This is a genomic window from Chitinophaga sp. 10T418 (assembly GCF_056394125.1).
Window position 1 is genome coordinate 22,561 of the sequence record NZ_JBFTHG010000003.1, and the last position, 24,280, is coordinate 46,840.

General features: G+C 43.6%; 19 protein-coding genes. 9 read left to right on the forward strand and 10 right to left on the reverse strand.

What is annotated here, in order from left to right; translation table 11 throughout:
• Positions 1-52 precede the first annotated feature (52 nt).
• The 5 genes from AC1DCV_RS08360 to AC1DCV_RS08380 all read right to left on the reverse strand — a co-directional run bounded on the left by AC1DCV_RS08360 (position 53) and on the right by AC1DCV_RS08380 (position 8,632).
• The gene (locus AC1DCV_RS08360; protein WP_477022766.1) at positions 53-1,339 is read right to left on the reverse strand and encodes a TlpA family protein disulfide reductase; all 1,287 of its coding nucleotides are present in this window, start codon (positions 1,337-1,339) and stop codon (positions 53-55) included.
• Between the two features lie 108 nt (positions 1,340-1,447).
• Complete coding sequence (locus AC1DCV_RS08365; RefSeq protein WP_477022767.1) at positions 1,448-2,905, reverse strand: RagB/SusD family nutrient uptake outer membrane protein; 1,458 nt, start codon at positions 2,903-2,905, stop codon at positions 1,448-1,450.
• 15 nt (positions 2,906-2,920) lie between these two features.
• Positions 2,921-6,478: a SusC/RagA family TonB-linked outer membrane protein gene (locus tag AC1DCV_RS08370; RefSeq protein WP_477022768.1), complete on the reverse strand. Its 3,558-nt coding sequence runs from the start codon at positions 6,476-6,478 to the stop codon at positions 2,921-2,923.
• Between the two features lie 262 nt (positions 6,479-6,740).
• Positions 6,741-7,946 (reverse strand): FecR family protein, encoded by a 1,206-nt coding sequence (locus AC1DCV_RS08375; RefSeq protein WP_477022769.1) that lies wholly within the window; start codon positions 7,944-7,946, stop codon positions 6,741-6,743.
• An 86-nt stretch (positions 7,947-8,032) separates the two neighbouring features.
• Complete coding sequence (locus AC1DCV_RS08380; protein ID WP_477022770.1) at positions 8,033-8,632, reverse strand: RNA polymerase sigma factor; 600 nt, start codon at positions 8,630-8,632, stop codon at positions 8,033-8,035.
• 302 nt (positions 8,633-8,934) lie between these two features.
• Between AC1DCV_RS08380 and AC1DCV_RS08385 the strand changes: the two genes are divergently transcribed.
• Positions 8,935-9,915, forward strand: a complete 981-nt coding sequence (locus AC1DCV_RS08385; protein ID WP_477022771.1) for a hypothetical protein — start codon at positions 8,935-8,937, stop codon at positions 9,913-9,915.
• A 124-nt stretch (positions 9,916-10,039) separates the two neighbouring features.
• Here AC1DCV_RS08385 and AC1DCV_RS08390 read toward each other — a convergent pair whose 3' ends face one another.
• The 3 genes from AC1DCV_RS08390 to AC1DCV_RS08400 all read right to left on the reverse strand — a co-directional run bounded on the left by AC1DCV_RS08390 (position 10,040) and on the right by AC1DCV_RS08400 (position 12,256).
• Entirely contained in the window at positions 10,040-10,801 is a 762-nt protein-coding gene (locus tag AC1DCV_RS08390; protein ID WP_477022772.1) for an SDR family oxidoreductase, read from the reverse strand.
• 25 nt (positions 10,802-10,826) lie between these two features.
• Positions 10,827-11,663: a hypothetical protein gene (locus tag AC1DCV_RS08395; protein WP_477022773.1), complete on the reverse strand. Its 837-nt coding sequence runs from the start codon at positions 11,661-11,663 to the stop codon at positions 10,827-10,829.
• A 140-nt stretch (positions 11,664-11,803) separates the two neighbouring features.
• Positions 11,804-12,256, reverse strand: coding sequence for an Hsp20/alpha crystallin family protein (locus AC1DCV_RS08400; protein WP_477022774.1), 453 nt, complete (start codon positions 12,254-12,256; stop codon positions 11,804-11,806).
• A 149-nt stretch (positions 12,257-12,405) separates the two neighbouring features.
• Between AC1DCV_RS08400 and AC1DCV_RS08405 the strand changes: the two genes are divergently transcribed.
• From AC1DCV_RS08405 to AC1DCV_RS08430, 6 genes are all read left to right on the forward strand, one after another.
• Positions 12,406-12,708, forward strand: coding sequence for a hypothetical protein (locus tag AC1DCV_RS08405; RefSeq protein ID WP_477022775.1), 303 nt, complete (start codon positions 12,406-12,408; stop codon positions 12,706-12,708).
• Positions 12,709-13,080: 372 nt separating this feature from the next.
• Positions 13,081-15,039 (forward strand): amylo-alpha-1,6-glucosidase, encoded by a 1,959-nt coding sequence (locus AC1DCV_RS08410; protein ID WP_477022776.1) that lies wholly within the window; start codon positions 13,081-13,083, stop codon positions 15,037-15,039.
• 11 nt (positions 15,040-15,050) lie between these two features.
• Complete coding sequence (locus AC1DCV_RS08415; RefSeq protein WP_477022777.1) at positions 15,051-16,337, forward strand: glycosyltransferase family 4 protein; 1,287 nt, start codon at positions 15,051-15,053, stop codon at positions 16,335-16,337.
• A gap of 11 nt (positions 16,338-16,348) precedes the next feature.
• The gene (locus AC1DCV_RS08420; protein WP_477022778.1) at positions 16,349-17,395 is read left to right on the forward strand and encodes a polysaccharide deacetylase family protein; all 1,047 of its coding nucleotides are present in this window, start codon (positions 16,349-16,351) and stop codon (positions 17,393-17,395) included.
• On the forward strand, positions 17,358-21,551 hold the full coding sequence (gene glgP, locus AC1DCV_RS08425; protein ID WP_477022779.1) for an alpha-glucan family phosphorylase: 4,194 nt from the start codon (positions 17,358-17,360) through the stop codon (positions 21,549-21,551). Before AC1DCV_RS08420 ends, glgP begins: the two co-directional genes overlap by 38 nt.
• A gap of 20 nt (positions 21,552-21,571) precedes the next feature.
• Positions 21,572-22,030 carry a pyridoxamine 5'-phosphate oxidase family protein gene (locus AC1DCV_RS08430; RefSeq protein WP_477022780.1) on the forward strand — a complete coding sequence of 153 codons (459 nt, stop codon included), beginning with the start codon at positions 21,572-21,574 and terminating at the stop codon, positions 22,028-22,030.
• A 133-nt stretch (positions 22,031-22,163) separates the two neighbouring features.
• Here AC1DCV_RS08430 and AC1DCV_RS08435 read toward each other — a convergent pair whose 3' ends face one another.
• Complete coding sequence (locus tag AC1DCV_RS08435; RefSeq protein WP_477022781.1) at positions 22,164-22,400, reverse strand: hypothetical protein; 237 nt, start codon at positions 22,398-22,400, stop codon at positions 22,164-22,166.
• A 51-nt stretch (positions 22,401-22,451) separates the two neighbouring features.
• Between AC1DCV_RS08435 and AC1DCV_RS08440 the strand changes: the two genes are divergently transcribed.
• A complete protein-coding gene (locus AC1DCV_RS08440; RefSeq protein ID WP_477022782.1) occupies positions 22,452-22,598 on the forward strand; it encodes a hypothetical protein in 147 nt (48 codons plus the stop codon).
• Here AC1DCV_RS08440 and AC1DCV_RS08445 read toward each other — a convergent pair.
• Positions 22,577-23,230 carry a BON domain-containing protein gene (locus AC1DCV_RS08445; RefSeq protein WP_477022783.1) on the reverse strand — a complete coding sequence of 218 codons (654 nt, stop codon included), beginning with the start codon at positions 23,228-23,230 and terminating at the stop codon, positions 22,577-22,579. The two genes, AC1DCV_RS08440 and AC1DCV_RS08445, sit on opposite strands and share 22 nt — an antisense overlap.
• 192 nt (positions 23,231-23,422) lie before the next feature.
• Between AC1DCV_RS08445 and AC1DCV_RS08450 the strand changes: the two genes are divergently transcribed.
• Complete coding sequence (locus AC1DCV_RS08450; RefSeq protein WP_477022784.1) at positions 23,423-24,241, forward strand: hypothetical protein; 819 nt, start codon at positions 23,423-23,425, stop codon at positions 24,239-24,241.
• Positions 24,242-24,280 lie beyond the last annotated feature (39 nt).

The window sequence follows — 24,280 nt, forward strand, 5'->3', positions numbered from 1 at the left end:
AAGCCACATTCGTTTAAATTCAGTTATTATCATCTAACAGGCGCAAATTGCATTACCCTTTATACCTGGATTTTGTGATCTCTACCATAGACTTCAGTTTATAATACTCCCTGTCTGTGGAACCGGCGTAACCAGAACTAAAGAATCTTATATTACCCAATGGGTCAAATATGATTTTCGTGGGTGTTCCCTGGACATCAAAGAACTTGTTTTCTTCATCCTGTAAAACATCGAGGGTAATCCCTTTTTTCTTCACGAAAGTTTTCACGGTAGCCCTGTCTTCAAACAGGCTTACCACAAACATTTGAAATACATCTTTTTTATAGTCTGCCACCACGCGCTCAAATCCGCTGAAGGCAGCTACGCATGGGGTACATCCTGTAGACCAGAAATCAAGGGCCAGCACCTTGTTTTTATAGTCCCTCAGATGAACGACTTTTCCGTCCAGGTCCGGCAGCGATACTTCTTTTACAGGTTTCGTGGCGTGAAAAAGTGTAAACATTTTACCATCTCCTCCCTGGCTGGGTATTGCACCGTCAAGCGTTGTTTTCGGTGATGCTATGTACAACTTTTCCACTTCCTTATAACAGTGATGGTATGCTTCATCCTTCAGGGATTTAAGATATTCCTCATATCCATTTTCGGTACCCTTTACCTTTTTATATACCAACCTGAATGTATTAACCATAACCGGGTTGGACTCCGCCTCCCTGAATGCTTTACTTAAGGTATCGAATGCCACCTGATACTTACCGGCAGCAAACATCACTACTCCATACCGGTTCAGGTAATTGGATTTTGCATCTTTGAAATAGCGCATTTCGCGCATACCGTCTTTTACCTCCGAAGATTTCGCCAATAACTGTAATGCCGTATCTGTATTTCCCAGTTGAGCATTAGTGGCAGCATTTATCTCCAAAACGGTCTGAGTTCTGCCAATTCCATCTTTCAGTGCTCCTTTGCTCAGATCTTCCAATATCCCGGCTGACACCTTTTCCACATCGCCCGGATTAGTATTTGCATCAAAGAGGTTGTCCAGTGCATAAGTCAGATACAGGAATTGAAGTACGTTGAATTTCGGCCTGGTGTTTTTATAATACCAGTAACGTTCAAAGTTTCCTTTGGTAAGCCATCCCATAGCCAGCTGCGCACGGTATTCCTCATACATGGATGGCTTGGCAGGGTCTATTGGATTTGCTTTCAACATTTCATTGTATTGCTTCTCCTGGTCTTCCACGTTTACTATTGAAGTAAAATCATTAAAGTTATACTTCGCGGAGGGCAATTGCTGTGCGAAGACGGACCCCGAAATCAGCAACAGCAAGATTAACATTTTCATTTTCATCAGATTCAGATTAAACAGTATTAAAAATTTTGAATTATTACGATTGAAATTTCCTGCCAGGTAAATGTGGTACAACTGTATGCTGCCATTAACTTACCAGTTCTATTCATTTTCCACTAATCCCTTGTTCGCGGCCAGCATCCTTTCCCCGAACTTCAGGGCAAATCTCGCGGGCCTGAGCGTATAGGTGGCCACTACGTTGCCGGCGTCATCATAAAGTTTATGTGTGTACTTAACCGTATTGCTATAAACCGGGTCAACTGAAAGCCGGCGCATATCCCACCAGCGCATGCCGGAGGTGGCGAATTCACGAATACGTTCATCAAGGATATAGCGAACCAATGCCTCTTTGCTTGCCGCTATATTGGCAGGTACAGTTGCGATATTTGCAGGCATTCTTTTGGACCGCAACATTTCGAGATCGCTCTTTGCCCCTGCAAGGTCACCTGCCCTTGCTTTAAGCTCTGAGCGCATCAGGTAGAGGTCAGGCAATGAGGGGCCGATTTCCAACCCGGAAAAAAGTGATGCGGAGTAGCGCCTCATTCCTCCCGGAAAGGTTTTGTCGGGATTGAACATTTCCATTCCTGAGAACAGTTCCAGGCGTTTATCTGCCGGATCATATAAGGCAGCCGTTTCCGGAGAAAACACATAGGTATTGGCTTGTTGCAGCTGAAAATTAATCATACTGAGATTGTATATCACTTGTGCATTATTGGCAGCCAATGGATAATTTGAAAGTCCGAAACCGAAGTCTGGAAACCATGAATTATTGTTATCGGGATCAAGCACTATGTTATAATCGTATAACGCGAGAGGCACTGCAGCTTTGCCAAGTTCCGCAAATGCAGCATCCACATGTGTGCTGGCCTCATTAAACTTTGCCATATACAGATAAACACGGCCCAATATAAATTCTGCCGCCAGCCTGGAAAATTTCCGCCTGTGTATTAATGGGCCAAGGTCCGGCAAGGCATCTGTTAAATCCTTTATGATAAAATCATAACATTCCTGTACAGAGGCCCGCACAAATGTTGTTTGCGTTACATCCGCCTTTGTAAGCAGTGGCACCCCCAAATCCGTAGCAGCAGTAGCAGCATTATAAGGCAACGAAAAATCATTCAGAAAATAAAGATGGCAAAGCGCCCGTCCTACTTTGGCCTCCGCCAGGATAGCACGTTTTTGCTGATCGGTTCCTCCCTCTGATTGCATTACTTCGTTTATAACCTTATTAAAGGTATAAATGTTGGTTAGAGGCCAGGTTTCATTGGGAAGCTGATCTTCATCGTATATCCTTGCTTCAAACCTGAACAGTCTTTGCGTTCTGATTTGGGCAGCATCCATATAGGTTGCCTGGGCTGCCATTTCATCACCCATGTATAAAGATGGAGGATAGGAAACCTGCAAGCTCACTGCATTCATTAATTGCTCGTAGTCCAGCGTCGTTTTTGCCACACGGGAGCCTTTAGGCTCAATTTCCAAAAAGTCTTTGGAGCATGAAGTCTGAAGCATCAACAATATAAACAGAATGGGTAATGATACCCTATGAATGGATTTCATCATCTTAAGCAGGTTTAATTAAAGAGTAATGTGTGCGCCAACTGTGAATGTACCTTGTCCTATACGGATATTTCTGACACCTGCAGGCGATTGAAACTCCGGATCGATCCCGAGGTGGTTCTTCTTCCAGAGCATGAGATTGGATACCTGTGCCCTGAAAGTCAATCCTTCAGCATGTAGTCTCCGAACCAATGTCTTACCCACATCATAGGAAAGCGTGATCTCCCTAATCTTTGCATAAGATGCGTCAAATGAATTCAGATTGGAGTAAGTATAGTAATAGATATTTCTGCCGTTGTCAATGGTAGTGTTATAGGCATACCTGGGAATATTGGTTTTATTTTCATCTCCCGGCGCCTTCCAGCGATTAGCAAATTCAGGTTGAAGCGTGTTCTGATAAAGGGGATCTTGCCAGAAATTATTAAAATCACGGAACAATACATGTCCTAAGTTAAAGCTGATATTAATTCCCAATTGAAATCGCCTGTAATAAAATGTGTTGAATAATCCACCTGTCGCGATAGGTTGAGAAGTTCCCGCCAAATGAACGTCTTCTGGCTTGGAGCCATTTTTATCAGACAGTATTTTTCCGTCGGCCTGGATGATCTGTGGATCTCCTGCAGCGTTAAGCCCACCGTTGATGAATTCAAATACAGCGTATGCAGGTTTACCTTCCACAAAGGAAGTTCCAATCATTCCTGTACCGGTTGTGATGGCAGTTGCTGTTGCCATCCTTGTTATCTTATTTTTGTTGTACGACAGGTTCAGGACAGTATTCCAATTGAAATCCCGGGAAATGACATTAAGTGAAGTCAAACTAAACTCAAATCCCTTATTTTCAAGGTCTCCGTAATTACCGATAACAGTTGCATATCCAGTCAACGGCGCCGTCATCAATGAGCCGATCAGGTTACTGGTCTTTTTTATATATCCGTCTATCGAACCGCCCAATCTGCCACCAAGCACTGTAAAATCCAATCCTGCATTATAGACAGTGGTTCCCTCCCAGGTAAGCTTGTCGTTGCCGGGAGTTCCGATAACCAAACCAACTCCCGTTACATAGTTTACGTTCGATGAGGATTGCAGGATATCGAATGATGCTGCCTGAGCAGGCTTGGGTGCATTACCTGTTATGCCATAGGTGAATCTCAGGTGGAGCCGGTCCAGCCATGTAAATGATTTCATAAAGTCTTCCCTGTTCAGCAACCATTTACCGCCTATGCTATAAACGGGCCTGTTTTGAGCAGATTTGGCAAGGCCAAATAAATTGCTCTCATCAATCCTCCAACTCCCATTCAGTGCATACTTCCATTGGTACATGTATCCCAATGTAGAATAGTAAGAGGTGGTTCTTGCGATAGCCCCCTCTCCTCCACCCACATTATTTGATGGTAACACTCTTCCCAGCTGGCCGGATACCGTTCCTGTAATCCCCTTCATGAGTGTATCAATATTTACCGGACGGGAAACCTGCAACTGATCATCCCATCCATAGTAGGTAGCGGATGATGTCAATGGTGTGGTACTTGTAGCTTCCTGTCCTGCCATTACAGTCAGCTGGTGCGGATCCCAGTTCCGATCAAATATCAGCTGATTTCTTACCGTCCAGTTTTTCTGAGACGCATTATTTACATTGAGCATCCCTCCATCCTTTGGCAACCAATACCTGGGCGTGCTGTTTACTGTTGGCGCCTGTGTAAATCCTACCAGCTGGTCTCTTACCGCGTAACTTTCCTGGTACTGAACTGTCCGGTTGTTTCTTGCAAATGTCTGGTAGCCATAAGTACCCTCAAAGCGAAGTCCTTTCAGCAATTGTAATTTCGCGCTTCCCACTACTCTTCCGGATATACTGCTACTCTTTGAATATCCCCTGTTAAACTCATCAAGCGGAACGTAGTCCAGGTTAACCCGGCTCCTGGCAGCATAATCAAGCCTGAGAGAATCGCTGTAATTTCCCAGGAAATTCACTGCCAGCGGATTTCCTGCATTATCGCGGAACCGCTGATAAGGTACGATGGAAACATCCGGGGCCTGCACTCCTATACCCAGATTTGAAGTACTTGCTACCGTATTGGTAAGATCAGTGATGACCGATAACTGCAATTTTTTATTGAAATTGAAATCCTGTCTGACATTCACCTTATACGAATTGTTCCGTTCACCTGGTGTGCTGCTTTGAATACCGGTATAGCTCAGCGATCCATAAAAACTGTAAATGTCACCGCCCCCTGAAAGCGAGACTGTATGATTAGTTGAGGCTGCATTTCTGTAAAAAATACTGGAAATTTCACTCCTGTTATCGATGGCAGCCAGGCTGTCCAGCGCCTTATTCGCCTGCACACCGCTGATTAGCCCCCGGTACTCATCATATTGAATTTGCAGGTGCGGAGGAACCGGAGCAAAAGTCTGTACTGCATTCCAGGTATAATAAGGCGCAAATTGAGGAAAGATTTCCTTTGCGGTAGCAATAAAATCCCTGCTGTTCATTTTCGGGATATAGGACAGATCCGGTTTACCCTGGAAATTATAATACCCGTCGTAATCGACCCGTAATTTTTGTCCGGTTTTACCCTTTTTGGTAGTAATAACAATTACTCCGTTCGCCGCTTTTGCGCCCCAGATAGAAGCTGCGGAGGCATCTTTCAGAACAGTTATATCCTCAATATCCTGCGGATTGATATTGGCGATGGGGTTAGAGGTATTCATAATATTATTACGGGATGCATCACTGGTATTATCACCTGGTAATTCCACGCCGTCTACCACGATCAATGGCGACCTTGTAGAGTTGAGAGAAGTCAAACCCCGAATCAGTAACGGCTCTCCACCCGGTGCATTGTTTACCACCAGGCCGGGTACAAGCCCGTCCAGTCTTTGGAGAATATTGGTACTGCTGGATCTGCTGGCAACAGTGCCCATGTCCACTTTTGCTACTGCCCCCGTATTTCGTTCCCTGCTAATATTCTGATAACCCGTAGAAACAATTTCAATAGCGCCCAGCTTTTGTTCCGAAGGCACCAGAATAACCGAAATCATTTCTGAATCGTTCACCTTCACCTCTTTTTCATTGAATCCTATGAAGCTTATTATCAGCACTGCGCCTTTTCCCGCTTCTATATGAAACAGCCCCTTTTCATCGCTCACAGCTACTATCTGGCTACCTTTAATACGGATAGTAGCCCCGGGCAGAGGATTTTTATCAGCGTCGGTGATTGATCCCGACACTTTTGTTTTAGGCTCCACAGCAGCAGATAAACTTCCATTTTTCCCTGATGCGTCACTATCTCTGCGCGTCACTACCACATTACCCTGCTTTATCTCGAAAGCAAGTTTCTCCGGCTTCAAAATGGCGGTAAGGAAATCATCCAATGGCATCTGCTGTGCCTCAATAGTCACAGGATGCGCATTCTTAATATGTTCATCATTATAGAAAACAGTTACTCCCGTCTGTTTCTMAATAATTTTAAACACATTACGCAAAGGCTCTTTGTGTAGTTTGACAGTGATAGATTGCGCCAATCCTATGGCTTGTGCCTGAACTAAGACGACAGTTAATAAAACAAATGTTAGTTTCATCGCGAACCGTATTTTGGTTGATACCGGACGGCAGGAGAAGCCACGCCAGGCTAATCCTAGCCTCCACGGCTGGTTTAAAGCAGGAAAACGCATACTTTCTGAATAATTTTGGTTGGTTTCTATTGATCCCGAACAAGATGCTTTATTGGCATACCAGGTCATTACCGGAGAGATTCCCGGCATTTTTGGTTTTTACCAAGCGGCCTGCTCAGTGCATTATTTTGTTATCAATAACACTTACTGAATGACTAGTCAACAGCCATCAGGGAAGTATAATTAATGTCCTGTTGCCTTGCAGTTTGTAGTGAAGTCCCACGTTGCTCAAAAAATACAGCACATCGGTAAAAGGAAGGCTTCTCTTAATAGTACCGCCCAGCTGTACCTTCGGAATTGTTTGCTGATAAATTACTTCAATATCATACCACCTTGCAAGTTGCCGCATAGCCTCCTCCAGCGGAACATCATCAAAGTCAAAGACACCATTTTTCCAGGCAACAACTGAAACTGCATTTACATCGTCAAAAACCTGGATAGACCTGTTTCCGGTGGTTGTGAGCGCCTGTTGCCCGGGCTTAAGCAGTTTGTAGGCTGCCCCTTTCATTGCAACCCGTATCGCTCCAGCCAGCAGCGTGGTTCGAACGGATTGCTCATTGCTATATGCATTCACGTTAAAACTTGTTCCGAGTACTTCAACAGAAGGCCCACCTCTAACCTCTACCCTGAAAGGAATGGAAGGGTTTTGAGCTACTTCCGTGTACACTTCTCCTGTAACACTAATAAGTCTTTCCTTACCCGTAAATACTACCGGGTATTTAATGGAACTTTCCGCGTTCAACCACACACTGGTTCCATCTGATAACCTAAGCTGGAACTGCTTTCCTTTCGGGGTAGATATGGTATTATACTGAACTTCTGAACCTGTTCTTTCGTACTCCAATACCTCATTGGTTACTTTGGCAACTGTTCCTCCCTGTAATGTTATCCGGCCATTTTTAACAGTATCCAAAAGTACCTGTGATCCGTCTGATAAGGTAAGTAAAACGCTGCTTTCCCCCTGTTGCGCATTTGTTATCGACTGCACAACACCAGTTGGCGTTTCCGCTTGTTTTTTGTGATATAAATAATAAATACCAACACCAATTATCAATGCCACAGAAGATGCTACAGCCCAACTCCATTTCCGTATGAACGAATTCCTGTGACCAACATGCATACCCTTCCCTGTTGCCTTATCAACAGGGAACTCTCTGCCGGGATAGCGATCCAGGATATTTTTGATCATCGTTTGCTGCTGAGCTTCACTAAAGAGGCCTTTATCCTCTATTTTTTCCCACATGTCCTCCAGTACAGGAATAATTTCCTGTTCAGTAGAAGCCGATTGTAACATATCAATAAGCTCCCGTCTTTCTGCTTCGGTAAACCGGTCATCTGACCATCGTTCCAATAGGTACTGTAATCTACTATTCACAATCAATTTATTTCAACGGATATGATCCATCTTTATCTTAGGAGAAGGCTTTTGTAAAAAAGGGGGTATTCCAATGAAAAAAAAATTTACAACTTTATAATCAGGAAGGAAATTATGATTGGCAGGCCATTATTCCTGATGTAGTCAACGATAGATGAAGAGGAAATCTGCAGGTATTTTTTTACGGTTTCCCGGCTAATCTGCATTTCGGCTGCTATTTCGGCATATTTTTTCCCTTCTAACCGGGCAAGCATCCAAACCTTCTTTTGCTGCGGCGGGAGCCGATCAATCGCATTTTTCACCAATATATCATACGCTTCCTTTAAAGAGGCCTCGTCCTCTGCCTCCAGGCCATCGGCCGCAGTTTGTGTAATTTGATGCCACTCCTCCCGTTTTTTGTACTCTCTGTCGATGTTCTTCAGCATCCTGACTGCATGATGCCTCGAGATTACGAATAACCAGGAACGAAAGCTTTCCACTTCTCTCAGAGACTCCCTCGTTAGCCATAGTTGAGTGAAAATCTCCTGTACCACGTCGGAAGCTATATCCTGATCTTTGGTAATTTTGACCAGGTATGTAAAAAGAAGGCCGGAATACGCTTTCACAAGCATAGCAAACGCCTGCTCATCCCCTTCAGAGATCTGCAGCAGCAGTTGACGGTCACTGTTATGTTTAATGCCTGACAATTAATAAATTGATTGATCCGAATTAGCCACAATGTTATTAAAAATTTCACACAGTTAGTATTAGCTTTTGGCTCATATCATAATATCTCTCTTCGGCAGATCAGACCTATGATCTTAAAACAAGTAGTGATTTTTCCGTTCTTCTCACTCAGCTACCAATTTCCAACGATGGCGGAACAATTGACATCAACGTATCCGAAGGAAAAGGCAGAATCCACTATATTGCAAGTGGAAAAATAATAGGGCGAGTGGATCCATATGAATCGAAAATAAGTTGGGAACTGCCCATAATATAAAAGATAATGACAAAATTTATATTTACAGTGTTATTGATAGCAAGCCTTAATAGCTGTGCACAAGAATCAAAAAGGAAAGCAATGACAACTGAACAAAGAATAGAATATCTTTCTAATAAAGTTCAGAAATTTGCCACTGAACCTATTTACGAATTAGATATCCAATCTGCATTTAGCTTCAGGGTAATGGTAAACGGAGTTCCAGTTTATTCAAACTTTGATGTGATTCCGGGAATAGCAAGAATCAATATTAATTCATCAATTCTTAAAAAAGGGAAACAAAATATTGAAGTTGAGCTTTATCCTGGATTTGACCATAATAGAACTCAAAAACGCTACCTTGACAATGGTGAGAATTTTATTCTGAAAGTAGAAAAAGCCGAATGGAATAAGGATGGTTCAACAGAAACACCGCAAGATGTACTTGAGTTTAAAAATAATGATAAAAATATTGACTACTCAAAGTTAACAGAATTTAAAACCGAACTCAGTTTCGATGCTTCCCTTCCCTATTCCATCAAAGGATGGGAGGAAGGGGAAGATTTGTCTACATTGAATCAAAAAGATTTAGAATTAAAAGTAGTCAGCTTTTATGAAAAAACTATTGCAGCCTTTAAAGAAAAAGATTATGATTATTTGAATACTATTTTTTTAAACGCGGACGCAGAATGGTATCAGGCAGAGTATTTTGCTAAAGATATCATAACAAAACTTCAGTCAGGCAAGGGTAGAAAGGGGAAATCCGTATCTACAACACGTGCGAATTCAGATAAATCTTCACAAAATTTTTATCCTATAGAAAATTACACGATGAAACTTTACGCTAATAACAGATTAGTTAGATTAGAACCGAAAGAAGGTTATAGTCGTGGAGAGTCTTTATTGGGCTATGATGATATCGATAAAAATGGGATGAATAGAAAAACTTTTATAGACATGTTGCTATACATTCCAAAGGGTACACAAACCTTACAAATCATTAGATAGCCAGTTTTGTTATTCCCAGATGACTTCCAGCTCCTTACTTCCTTTTCGAGTACCCCGTTTAGGAGACCGTGGTTATATAAATTTTTCCATATCGCACTTTCCTGCTATTAGAATTTTTTTGGTTTCAAGAAGCAATCCATCCCCCGTCAACCGGCATTGCATGTCCGGTCACAAATGACGCAGCATCGGAACACAACCAAACAACTGCTTCCGCAACTTCAGCTGGTTCGCCAAACCTGCCTATCGGTTCCATGTTCACAAACTGCTGCTCCACTACCTTGTCGTTGCCAGTGATCCTGTCCACCATAGCTGTTCTTATTACTCCCGGGCATACAGCATTCACCCGTACTCCCAGCTTCGCGCTCTCCAGTGCGGCTGTCTTTGTAAGACCAATCACGCCATGCTTGCTGGCCACATATGCAGGAAGACCTACAAATCCGATCAGTCCTGCTACAGACGCGCAATTAACAATGGCACCTTTCCCCTGTTTAAGCATATGGGGCAGCTCATGTTTCATGCATAGCCAGATACCGGTAAGGTTTACCGCAATTGTTCTCTCCCAATTGTCCTGTGTGCACTCCTGCGTTGGCGCAGACACTCCTTCAATGCCTGCGTTATTGAAAGCAAAGTCGAGCCTGCCATAGGCAGAAAAGGTTGCATCGATCATTGCCGTTACATCCCCAGGCTTCGAAACATCACATTTCACAAACAGGGCTTCTCCTCCCATTGCTTCAATCTGTTTTAGCGTCGCCTGTTCCTTGTCTTCTATCCAGTCGGCAACAACCACCTTTGCACCTCTCCTGGCGAAGGCCAGGGCCGTTGCCTGGCCAATTCCAAAGCTGCCACCGGTTACGATAGCTACCTTGTTCTCAAATATCTTTTCCATACTGATTTTTTAATCATTAAATAATTCAGGGATGGGTAATAAATACAGGTATATTGACTGTCCGCAAAATATTGTCAGCATCACTGCGGTGGAAAAACCGGGAAACACCACTCCTTCCATATGCTCCATAGGTAACGATACAATCCTTCCGGTGTATCAGCAGAGCAAGGAATTCTGTTGCCGGTTCACCATTCAGCACAGTATATTCTACGGTATCATAATGCATATCAAGATATTCGTGGAGTTCGCGTTCCCAGGGCATTGCCTGTTTCTTTTTTTCCGCTACATACACCACTTTTACCGGCATATCAGCATATCCCGGGAAAAGCTGGGTAAACTGTTTGATGGCAAACATGGAAGAAAATGTGCCATTGTAGGAGAAGATAATTTCCCTGATGGGCGATATAACTTCCGGCAAAACCATCACCGGGCACTCCGCTTCCGCGAGCAAATCCTTTACAAACCTGGGCGGGTTTGTATCAAATACTGCCGCAAATGATGTACTGTTATTAATCAGCAAAAGATCGGCAAACCTGCTTTCTTCCGCTACTTTCTCTGCAGGTATTCCCGCAGTTTCGTGCACCTTGATCTGCGCATTGCTGCTATCACACATCTCATGCAGTTGTTTCAGATTGTTATCCCGCTGTAATTCCAGTGCAGCCCTGCTTTTACCGGTAATCTGTTCGTAGTTATAAGCATACCCTTCCGGGTACATGTTGGCGATGGGCGTCAGCTCACCTACAATATTATCCAGGCATACCACAGTTAACGGGCCACCCGCTTCCTCAGCAATATATTTAAAGGCTTCCACCTGTTCGCCGGAAAAGTGAAGTACATCTATGGCAGCAATGATCTTTTTCATAATAATTATAATTTAAAACAATTAGTAATGGGTAATAAAACAAGGTATATCACAACCGGTACGGCAGGGTTGTGAGTATTGTTATACAGTTTTTTATAAAACCCGGTCAGAAAAAACTGGCCGGGTTTGCAGATCAACATCTATTTAACAGCAATCTGAATGCTCTTGCCATTCTTCTTTGCATCTTCATTTTTGGGGAGTTTCAATTTTAAAACGCCTTCATCATAGTGCGCTTCAATTTTTTCTTTGCTGATACTTTCAGGAAGATTAAAACTGCGGGAAAAACTGCTGTAATTATATTCCTGCCTGCTGTACTTTTCATTTTTTTCTTCCTTTTCATTTTCTGCTTCTGCGCTGACGGTAAGCACATTGCCCTCCAGGTTGATTTTGAAGTCTTCCTTTTTCATGCCGGGAGCAGCTACTGATAATTTGTAACTGTCTTTATCTTCACTCACATTCACTGCCGGAACGGTTAGCTCTGCTAAGAACCGGCCACCATTGGAATCACTTGTCCATTCCCGCCAAGGTTTAAAGAAATCATCAAATAAGGCTGGAAAGAGTGTACTGCGTTTGGTTAGTGCTTGGGATGACATAAAATACCTCCTTGTTTTTTGGTTAAATAATTTTACGCTAAACTATTATGTACCGATGCATAAAAAAATGATCAATCTCAATAGTAATCCTGATTTTGATCATACCTCTGCGGCTGTGTCCATAATCATCTTTCCGGCTGACCACAGTCATGGTTAGAAGGGTTGTCATTGCGCCGTCTTCCTTCTCCCCGATACAGGAAATTGTATTTTGTCAGGATGGCAGCCCATCTTCTGTATTTGCTATGAAACAATTAACCTATCTCTTACCGGAGCTTAGCGAAACAAGAGCCACCGTGGTACAGATCAAAGAAGAAAAAGAGTTGCCTGCTGCTGAAAGAAAAAGAATTGCAAACTGGCTCAGCAAGCATTTTGAATATACAGATATCACAGCCATAAAAGGTGATTCGGAAAAAGCCCAGTCTGACTACTTCCTAAAAAACAACATGCACTGATAGTTATGGGCGCTTACGGCAGAAACATGATTTCAAGATTATTCAGGCTGAGTCATGCTGATCTGCTGATCAAAACGCCGGCATATCCTGTTTTTATTACCCATTATTGAACCCGAAAAAATAAAATTTATGCAACACATACGTCAATTTCCGTCCATACATTATGTAATCCCCTATGGAAAAGATGTTGCCCTGGACTGTAGCCCTCTTGTTGTCGGTCACCCGCATATCACTGACTTTCGTCAACCTTGCAGATGATGCTGGTCTAAAAAACCGAAAAGATTGATAACAATCATATCTCTGCCTAATCATGATCATAAATAAACATCAACCGCATTGGTACTTTTGGACATACATTAATTATTTCACCCCATGCTAACCATTAACAAAAAACAACCGCTATTCAGGAAACTGGTGCTGGATCAGGCAGAACAGCCCGACTGCCGGGAATTTCTGCTGGTTAGTGATAATGGCACCTACGCAGCAGGCACTTTGTGCAACTGTAACACCAGGAAATACCATGGAATGCTGGTAGCTCCGCAGCCACATCTGGATGAAGATAACCATGTATTACTGTCTTCACTGGATGAAACGGTACTGAAAGATGACCAAACATGGATGCTAAGCACGCACGCTTACCCGAATACATATTACCCCGAGGGCTTCCGTCATATTTATACATTCGACAACAACCTTATTCCAACCTGGACCTATAGATTAGGCAATATGGTACTGGTGAAAGAATGGCTATTTCTGACAATGGACAATACCCTATATATTAAATATACACTGCGGGAAGCCGATGCAGGCGTCACGTTGCGGTTGATGCCTTTCCTTGCATTCAGGAACATGCATACCCTCACTCACCGGAACAACCAGGTAAATGAAACTGTAAAACCAATTAAAAACGGGATATCAATTCAACTCTATCCTGCTTATACTCCTCTTTTCCTGCAAACCTCTGTCAATGGAGAGTTTATTCCCACTGCCGACTGGTATTATAACTTCGTTTATCCTGAAGAACAAAAAAGAGGATATGAGTACCAGGAAGACCTGTATACCCCGGGATATTTTGAATTGACAATAGAACCGGGACAATCCGTATTTTTTGCGGCCGGCATGAGAGCTGCCAACATGGAGAGATTACCTCTACGGATCAACAACTGGTTCCAGGCACAAAAAAAACCCGTTACGCTCTGCGATTACCTGAAGAACAGTGCCCGGCAATTTCTTATTAACAACAACGAACGAACTATTATCAAAGCCGGCTATTACTGGTTTGGTGCCTGGGGCAGGGATACGTGCATATCGCTACCCGGATTAACATTGCTGACCGGAGAGGTATATTACTTCAGGAAAATAACCGACGCTTTGCTGGAAGATATGCGCAATGGTATCATACCTAATACCGGTACCGGCAACAAAGCAGCTTACAATACCGCCGATGCCTCTCTCTGGCTGATTTGGGCCATGCAACAATTTGTTCATTATTATATACCAGAAGAAAAACTCTGGGAGATGTACGGCCCTTACCTTTCCTCCATATTAGACCACTACCGGCAAGGTACCTTACTGGGTATCGGCATGGAGGAAGATGGATTAATATATGCCGGAGCAGAAGATTATGCACTCACCTGGATGGATGCCATCATCAATAACAAACCGGTTACGCCGCGCCAGGGGAAGGCGGTTGAAATAAATGCCCTCTGGTACAATGCTGTTTGTTTCTGCCTGGCAACAGCCGCTAAAGCAGGTGATAAGGACTTTGTAACAAAATGGTCCTCCTACCCCCAAAAAATAAGAGACTCCTTTGTCCGCTGTTTTTGGGATGCAGAAAAACAATATCTCGCAGACTGTGTGAATGTTTCATATATGGATTGGTCCGTACGTCCCAATCAATTATTTGCGGTCTCACTTCCTTTCTCTCCGCTAACGGAGGAACAACAAAAGGCTGTGATAGACAAAATAAAAGAGGAGCTGCTAACTCCGCGGGGACTACGGACCTTATCCCCTCATGATGCAAATTATCATGGACAGTATTGTGGCAACCAGCCGGCCCGCGACATGGCCTATCACCAGGGTACTGTATGGCCCTGGATGCTGGCGCATTTCGCAGAAGGCTACCTCAGGGTGTACAAAGAGGATGGGCTTCCCTTACTGGAAGAAATATATAAAGGGCTGGCTCCGGCCCTGGAAGAAAGCTGCCTTTATACAATGGCAGAAGTATTTGATGGCGACTACCCCCACCGGGCCGGTGGCGCCGTTTCCCAGGCCTGGAGTGTGGCGGAACTTTTACGATTCAGAAATCTGTTGGATAATTATAAATCATAAATATAATTTATATGCGGGTGCTCATGTTTGGCTGGGAATTTCCACCACATATTTCAGGAGGATTAGGTACAGCATGTCTGGGTATAGCAACCGGACTCGTGGCAAATAACGTAGAGGTACTATTTGTGGTGCCCAAAAAACATGGCAATGAAGATGCCGGGGACATTAAAGTAGTTGGCGCAGGTGACGTATACATACCCCAGCCATATGTACATGCAGAAAAATTACAGGAAACATTCTCCTATTTTGAAGTAAATAGCCCGGTAGTCCCTTATCACAGCCCCGAAACATTTGCCACTTCAACTACAACAACCACTGTTAGCAGTAATCAAATCAGCAACAGCCAGGCAATGCGGTATCCATTCACGGGAGGGTATGGAAAAAACCTGATGAAAGAAGTATGGCAATACGCATTAACAGCAGCAACTATTGCCTCGCAACATGATTTTGATGTTATTCATGTGCACGACTGGCTTGCTTTTCCTGCCGGCATTATGGCCAGGGCAGCGAGTGGAAAGCCACTGATTGTACATGTTCATGCTACGGAATTCGACCGTTCAGGAAGCCATATTAATACACAGGTATATGAAACTGAACGGAATGGGATGATGCAAGCAGACAAAGTCATTGCAGTCAGTGAATTAACAAGAAGGGTAATCATTGACCAATACTCCATTCCACCTGAAAAAGTAGTGACGATTCATAACGCGGTGTTACCGGTCGCGGAAAAAGAAAGTGACCCGCCGCCCAAGTCCTTCAAAGAAAAGGTGGTCACTTTTGCCGGCAGGATAACCTACCAGAAAGGCCCTGCCTATTTCATCGAGGCTGCACATAAAATATTGAAAATAGATAAGTCATTCCGTTTTGTTATGGCAGGAAGCGGAGACCTGCTAAAAGCGATGATCTCTTATGCAGCCCAACTACGTATTTCACAATATTTTCATTTTCCCGGATTCCTGAAAGGGGCCGAACTCGACAGGCTACTCGCCACCAGTGATGTATTCGTAATGCCTTCTGTTTCCGAACCGTTTGGTATCATTCCGCTGGAAGCCATCAGAGCCGGCGTCCCTGTTATTATCTCCAGGCAGTCAGGAGTACAGGAAGTATTGCAATATGCTTTGAAAATAGACAGCTTCGACACCTCGGATATGGCTAATTGTATACATGCACTGGCCAGGTATAAAGGTATTCACCGGCTATTGAAACGCGAAAGTACACAGGAACTAAACGCGCTTAGCTGGGAAAAACAAGCATCCCATATTAAAAAACTATATGAGCACCTTATCTCCAATTATTAATCATTTTTTCTATGAAAAATATCTGTCTTTATTTCCAGCTGCATCAACCTTTCCGGTTAAACAAATTCTCATTTATGGATATAGGCAGTGGCATGCCTTATTATAATGAAACTTTAAATAGTGAAATACTCCGGCAGGTATCGCTCCAAGCCTATTTACCGGCCAACAGGGCATTACTGAAACTGATAAAAGCGGGGAACAGGCGGCTTCGTGTAAATTTTTCCATTTCAGGTACCCTACTGGATCAATTTCAAATGTACATGCCGGAAGTGATTGAAAGTTTCCTTGCGCTTGCAGATACAGGCTGTGTGGAATTTACGTCTGATACTTACAGCCATTCACTTGCTGCTTTGAAGAGTAGTGAAGAATTTAATTTCCAGGTAAAACAACATACCGCCAGCATAGCCGCATTATTCGGAAAAACACCCCAGGTATTTCGCAATACAGCGCAGACCTACAATAAAAAAATCGCTGACATGGCCGCAAACATGGGTTTCATTGCAACACTTACCAACAGCGATTTTACTGAAAACAAAATCATCAACCTGTTCAAAGACTATCGCATATTCGGCAAATTTCATGAGCATGCAGACGTGATAGCTGATTTTGCCAAACACTTACCGCCGGAAGTACTGGAACAAAACAATCACCTGATGGCACCGCAGGAAGTCATAAAACTGCTGCCGACAGTAGCTTCCATCATGAGGCCACAAACAACCACCTTGCCTGACGCACTTCATGATTTACAACCCTGGCTCAACAATGATATGCAACAGGATGCGTTCGATACCTTGTATGCACTCGAAAAAAAAGTGCATGCTGCCGGTGACGCACAGCTGACAGAGGACTGGTTATACCTGCAAAGCGCCGACCACTTTTATTATATGGGCATCCAGGACAACGGCAATCCTTTGAGTCCTTACGACACCCCTTTTGATGCCTTTATCAATTATATGAATGTACTGACAGATTTTTCCCTGCGTACAGACAACTCCCTTGAAAAGAAAAAAATGACGACCAATGGACGATATACGCTGGAAGCCGGATTACATCTTTGAGGTAAGCTGGGAAGTATGCAATAAAGTAGGCGGTATACATACAGTATTGATAACTAAAGCCCGTTTGCTGCAGGAACAATGGGGTAACCGGCTGATCATGATTGGCCCTGACCTCCCATCCGGCATCGCCGGCAATCCCGAATTTACAGAAGATAAAAACCTGTTTCCTACCTGGAAAATGCACATGCAGCAAGCCGGCCTGAGGGTAAGAGCAGGCAGGTGGAATATTCCCGGGAACCCATTGGTTATACTGATAGACTTTACACCTTTTTTCCAGCAGAAGAATGAAATTTTCACCCATTTCTGGACAAAGTTCCGTTTAGATTCTTTGTCCGGTCAATGGGATTATATTGAACCCGCTATGTTTGGATATGCGGCCGGTAAAGTCATTGAAGGATTTTACCATTGTCATCTCAACGCTACAGATCATATTATTGCGCAGTTCCACGAATGGATGACTGGCACAGGCATTTTGTATGTAGAAGAAAATATACCCCAGGTAGCCACCGTATTTACCACCCATGCAACTGTATGCGGCCGGGCAATAGCAGGCAGTGGTTCGCCATTTTACAGTTGCTTCGATAACCTTAATGCCGATCAATCTGCCAGGGATTTTAATGTCATCTCGAAACATTCCCTTGAAAAAATTGCGGCGACAACAGCTGATTGTTTTACAAGCGTAAGCCGCTTTACTGCAAAAGAATGTGAAAAATTCCTTGGCAAATATCCCGATGTTATCACACCAAATGGTTTTGACACAAACATGGTGCCCATCGCTCCATTATATGATACTAAACGGAACAGGGCAAGAAATATACTCCTCAAAGTCGCTTCCGCACTTTTGGGTCAGCAGCAACCGGACGACAGCCTGCTCGTGATCAAAAGTGGCAGATATGAATACAGAAATAAAGGCATTAATACCTTTATTGACGCCATTTCATTACTGAATAAAACAAACGGAATAAAACGGAATATCCTGGCATTTATTTTCGTGCCTGCCAATCACACCGGTCCGCGTAAAATACTACTGGATAATCTACTGTTGCAGGCGCCACTGCCCACCCCGACCGGGGAAGTCCTGACACATAATTTACAAGGGGCAGACACTGATCCTATCTTAAATCATATCCGGCAACAGCAACTGAATAACGCGCCTGCCAATCACGCCAGGATCATTTATGCACCGGTATATCTCGATGGAGCGGATGGAATATTCAATCTCAACTATTACGATACGCTTATAGGGTTTGACCTCGCTATATTCCCTTCCTATTATGAACCCTGGGGATATACTCCGCTGGAAAGCGCAGCATTTCACATTCCGGCTGTTTCTACCAGCCTTTCAGGCTTCAGTGAAGCTGTTGGCAGGTTGCCTGGTTTTAATGGCAAAGGAATATTTATAGTAGAGAGAAATGATAATAATGAAAATGCAGCAGCAGCCAACATCGCTGACATTATCTGTAATTATGCCGCTGAAACTCCGGCGCTCATTGCAGCCGCCAGGGAGAGCGCCGCTCATATTGCAGAACAGTTCCTGTGGGATCATCTCCTTACCTATTATTATCAGGCGTATGATCTGGCATTGCAGAAAAGTATCCAACGGGAACAACTTTTTTACAACAAACCACAGGTATCTCCTGCGGAAACAATTATTGAAACGATACCGGCATCAAAGCCGGTCTGGAGGGAAATAACCCTGCAACCGATGTTCCCTGCCGCTCTCCAGCCATTACAACAGATCAGCAGAAACCTCTGGTGGTCCTGGAATCCGGAGGCAGGTGCGTTATACGCATATGCCGATAAAAACGAATGGCGCTATAAACAAAATCCGTGTCTGTTACTAAAAAAAATCAGCCCTGCCAGCCTCCTCCAACTAGAAAAAGACAAAGTCTTCCGGCAGAAGCTGCAAACAATATCGGCAGCTTATGAAAAGTATACGCAACCTACCGATCAACCAGCGCCATTGGTGGCATATTTCTGCATGGAATATGGGTTGCACAAAGACCTGAAACTTTATGCTGGTGGACTCGGGGTATTGGCCGGCGATTATATCAAAGCTGCAAGTGATAACCGGGTAAACCTGGTAGCAACCGGCCTGCTGTATAAAGGGGGATACTTTAAACAAAAAATATCCCCTGATGGTGTACAACTGGCTATTCCGGATGTAATGGAAACAGAAAACCTGCCGGTTTACCCCGTACAAAATAACCAGGGCGAACAGGCAGGCATTGAGCTTGTTTTCCCCGGACGCATCGTATATGCCGCTATCTGGAAAGTAGCTGTAGGACGAGTCTCCCTCTATCTCCTGGATACAGATATAGCAAAAAACAATGAAGAAGACCGGCTGATATCGGCCCGGCTATACAGCAGTCAGCCGGAAATGAGATTGAAACAGGAAATCCTTTTGGGAATAGGCGGCGTGAAAATGATGGAAGTATTGGGTATCCAACCCGATCTGTACCACATCAACGAAGGCCACGCCGCATTTACCGCCCTGGAACGGATTCATATCATGATGCAGCAATCACATCTTAGCTTTGAAGAAGCACTGGAGATTGTTAAAAATTCCACCCAGTTTACTACACATACTGCCGTACCTGCCGCAATGGATATTTTTGATGAAGTCCTGCTCAGGACCTATTTCGCGTACCTGGTAAAAGATTTCAACATCTCCTGGAGTGCCTTTATGCAACTTGGCAATACAGGCGATGAGCATAATCCTGGTAAATTTTCTATGCTGAACCTGGCAGCCACCCTCTCACAGGGAATAAATGCAGTAAGCAAACAACACCGCGGAATATCCTGCGCTATAATGCAGCCCCTGTGGAAAGATTTCAAACCGGATGAACTACATATCACCTATATCACCAACGGCATACATCTGCCTACCTGGATGGCTTCCGCCTGGAGGCCATACTATGACGACATCATTGCCGGTAAAGCCAAACAGATCCCGGATAATATTATATGGAACATACGTAAAAAACTGAAAGGGGATATGTGGCAAGGTATTGTGAATAGACGACAAACAGTTACACCTGCGCTTTACCTGGCCAGTCAAAAAAATAACTTTCCCCCGGAAGATCTATCTATGGAGACGTTGGTGATTGGTTTTTCGAGACGGTTTGCTACCTACAAAAGGGCCTCATTGCTTTTTGCTGATATACAACGGTTGACAGCTATCGTCAACAATAACAAGTGCCCGGTGTTAATTATTCTTGCAGGCAAAGCCCACCCGGATGATGCCGATGGTATTGCGCTATTGAAAAAAGTGATCACCGCAACAGCGATGCCGGCATTTAACGTGCGTGTTTTATTCCTGGAGGACTATGACATGGAACTGGCGGCATTGTTGACACAGGGAGTGGATTTGTGGTTAAATACACCCGAACATAATATGGAAGCTTCCGGCACCAGCGGTATGAAAGCCATTTGCAACGGTGTTCTCCACTGCAGTCCTGAGGAAGGTTGGTGGGCGGAAGCCAACCGCGAAAATGCAGGATGGACATTGGAAACCAGTAACCATCCTGAACAGGATACCTACAGAGAACGATGCGATGCTGCCTTCCTATACGATTTGCTGGAGAAGGAAATTATACCGCTTTTCTTTGACCGTAATACGGAAGGATTGCCCGAAAAGTGGATTAGTATGATTAAAAACGGATTTGACAATATTACACGTGAATTTGACATGACCCGTGCAATTGCCGGATACAACCGCTGCTACAGAGAATTATATGAGAGGAGCAAATTACTGCTGGCCTCGGGATACAAAAACACAAGAGAGCTGGTAGCCTGGAAAAACAGGATTCGCAACGCGTGGCATGAAATACATGTGGTAACAATAGAAGAACCTCAGCGCAGTAACAGCCTGCAGTCTCCGGGAGAAACCTTCCAGGCCAGAATAATCCTTTCTATTGGCACATTACATGTTAATGAAATAAGTGTAGAAGTGGTTTTCTATCATAAACAGCAGCCTGACAGCTACACAACAGTGCAGGAATTAACAGTTGAAACGGTGAGCCATGACTATATCACTTATTCATGCCAGGTATTGCTACACTTTACCGGCGCTCTTGTTTATAGTTTCAGAGTTGTTCCCAGGCATCCGCTGCTGCCCAACCGGCAGGACTTTCCGTTGATGACCTGGATTTAATTGTTATAAAAACCGATTGTATGTTAGGCAAATTAAACCTGGATCAGATTGATCAAGTACTGGCCAATAATGTAACAGGCCGCATCGGGTGTACCGATGGACAAAAAGTATATATAGTGCCCGTCAGTTATGCATTCAATAACGCTTATCTCCTGATACATTCAAAAGAAGGAATGAAAATAAATATGATGCGAAAACATCCGCATATTTGCTTCCAGGTAGACGAAATCATTGATCAGGCAAACTGGCGGAGCGTTGTTTTATGGGGAGATTATGAAGAAATAACAGATCCGAAAGAAAGATTTTATGCCATGAAATTCCTCATAAGCCGGCTGGCTCATCTGCGGGTAAGTGAAACGGTGGGAGTATCTGAGATGCATGAGGAAATGACGACGAAAAAAATACCGGAACATATTATCCGGCCTATTGTTTACAGGATAAGGATCAGTGAAAAAACCGGCAGATTCGAAAGAACCTGATCTACCTGCCGGTAAATGATGTCAGATCAATACGGTAACGCATTTGTGATTGACATCATATTCATCATCCGCTTTACAAATATTGGCAATACCTCCAATAAAGCATAGGGTTAAAAGACATGCTATTGATCCCCTATGCTACGGAAAAAGCTCCAAAATCAGGTAAGTCGGCTGACATCCACCCGGCCGAAATTTGCATCATCCAGCTTTTGTCGACAGGCATTTCCCGTGGCACCAATTCCTCCTTTGGAGCACATGCTCCTTTATGGCGCGGATTACGGTAAAACGCCAGTTTGAGGTTAGGATAAAACTCCCTGAATTTTTCCTGTATATCCACGACCACAGCATCTTCACTAATATAGACATCCATGATAAAAGGCTTATTTTACCTAAATATTAGTCTACCGCGGATTCCCTCAAAATGAGATCAGCCAGTTCGCTGTATGATAGCGGTCATACACCGGCATTCAGGTTACCTGCGCAAAAAATGACCTGGCAATACCGGGAAAACGGTGATATTGCCCGGTCATCTTCCGGCATATCGGTTTATGAATTTATCTCCAGCTGATTAATTACCTCCACAACCCCTGGTGTAGCCCAAATTGCTCTTTCTGCCTCTTCTTTTTCAGTCCAGGAATGAACCTTACCTTTTATCGTAACCGTACTATCTAAAGCATCAACCGTAATTTTATCTGCTTCCAGATCAGCGTTACGCTCCAATGCTTTTCTGATATTGCTTTTGATGATATGCGAGTTCACTGCTGGTTTGAGCTTTATCAGGTTAATCACACCGTTTACACCTAACAGGTTTTTGACAGCATTCTTTGCAGCATCGCGCTGATACTGCCATTCCAGTTCGCCCTCCAGTGTCACCCATCCGTTCTCCACCTTTACAGATACCGTGTCATTCGGAACATCGATATTCCATTTCAGGGCATTTACAATTTCCTCCGCAATTTCTTCATCATTTTTCTGTGCACCATAAGGCAAACGCACCTCGATATCTTCCGCTACTGCTTTTACACCTTTTACTCTCTTAACCACCTTTTCAGCAGCCAGCTTCTTGCTATAATCGCTTACATAGCCGGAAAGAGTAACAATACCATCTTTTACCGTTACTCCAATTTCTGATGGACGTAACATGGGTTCCCACATTAATTCATCTAATATGTCTTCCCTTAATTGCAAATCTGTTTTCATAATAAATAGTTTTTTAAGGTTAAAAAAATAAAAGCGAATGTACCTTCCCTGGCTCCTGTTTTAAATGACAATTATTAGGATGTTTTCTGATCTTCATCATGTTTTTTGGGGCTGACTAAAATCAATATAATGGTTGCCGGAAATCATTTTTCCTGAAAGCATAACCGGGTAGCTTTATCTTAAAACTGATGTATGAAAAAGATATTACTGGCTTTTGATGGCGTCCATTTTGCCAAAGGAGCTTTTGAATTTGCATGCCGGCTCAATGAACTACAACCTATTCTTTTGACCGGCACCTTTTTGCCACGGGTAGATTTATCTGCTTCCTGGAGTTATGCAGCAGGCGGCGGCCCTTTTTTCATACCAACCATGGAAGGCTATAGTGCCGGGCAAATAGAGCAGCATATAAAAACATTTGAAAGCGAATGCATCCGCAGAAATATTGAATACCGGGTGCACAAACATCCTAATGAAGCGGCGATGTCCGAACTGAGAAAAGAAACCCGTTTCACAGATCTGTTGATGCTGGATAGTGAAAAGTTTTATGAAGATGTTGCCATGAGATCGCCTAACGAATTTATCGGTATGGCTGTACATGATGCGGAATGTCCTGTGCTGCTGGTACCTGAAGAAGCGGCTTTCCCCGAAAGCATTGTTCTTGCATACGACGGCAGCGAAAATGCTGCTTTTGCAATCAAGAACTTTTGTTACCTGTTTCCCGAACTTTCTGATAAAAAAGCGATCCTCGTATATGCCACTTCCGGAGAAACAGTCATTCCGGACCTTTTGTCTATAGAGGAGCTGGTAACAAAACACTTCTCCCATCTCACTATACAAAAACCGGAAGCAACGCCACGAAAATATTTCGATACCTGGCTGGCAGAAATCGAAAAGCCTATGCTGGTATGCGGAGCATTGGCACGTTCCGAAGTATCTCAGTTATTCAGGAAGAGCTTTGTGGCTGAAATACTAAGTGAGCACAAGGTGCCCGTTTTCATCGCACACCGGTGATCTTTATCTTCTATAGATGTTTCAATTAAATATCAGGAA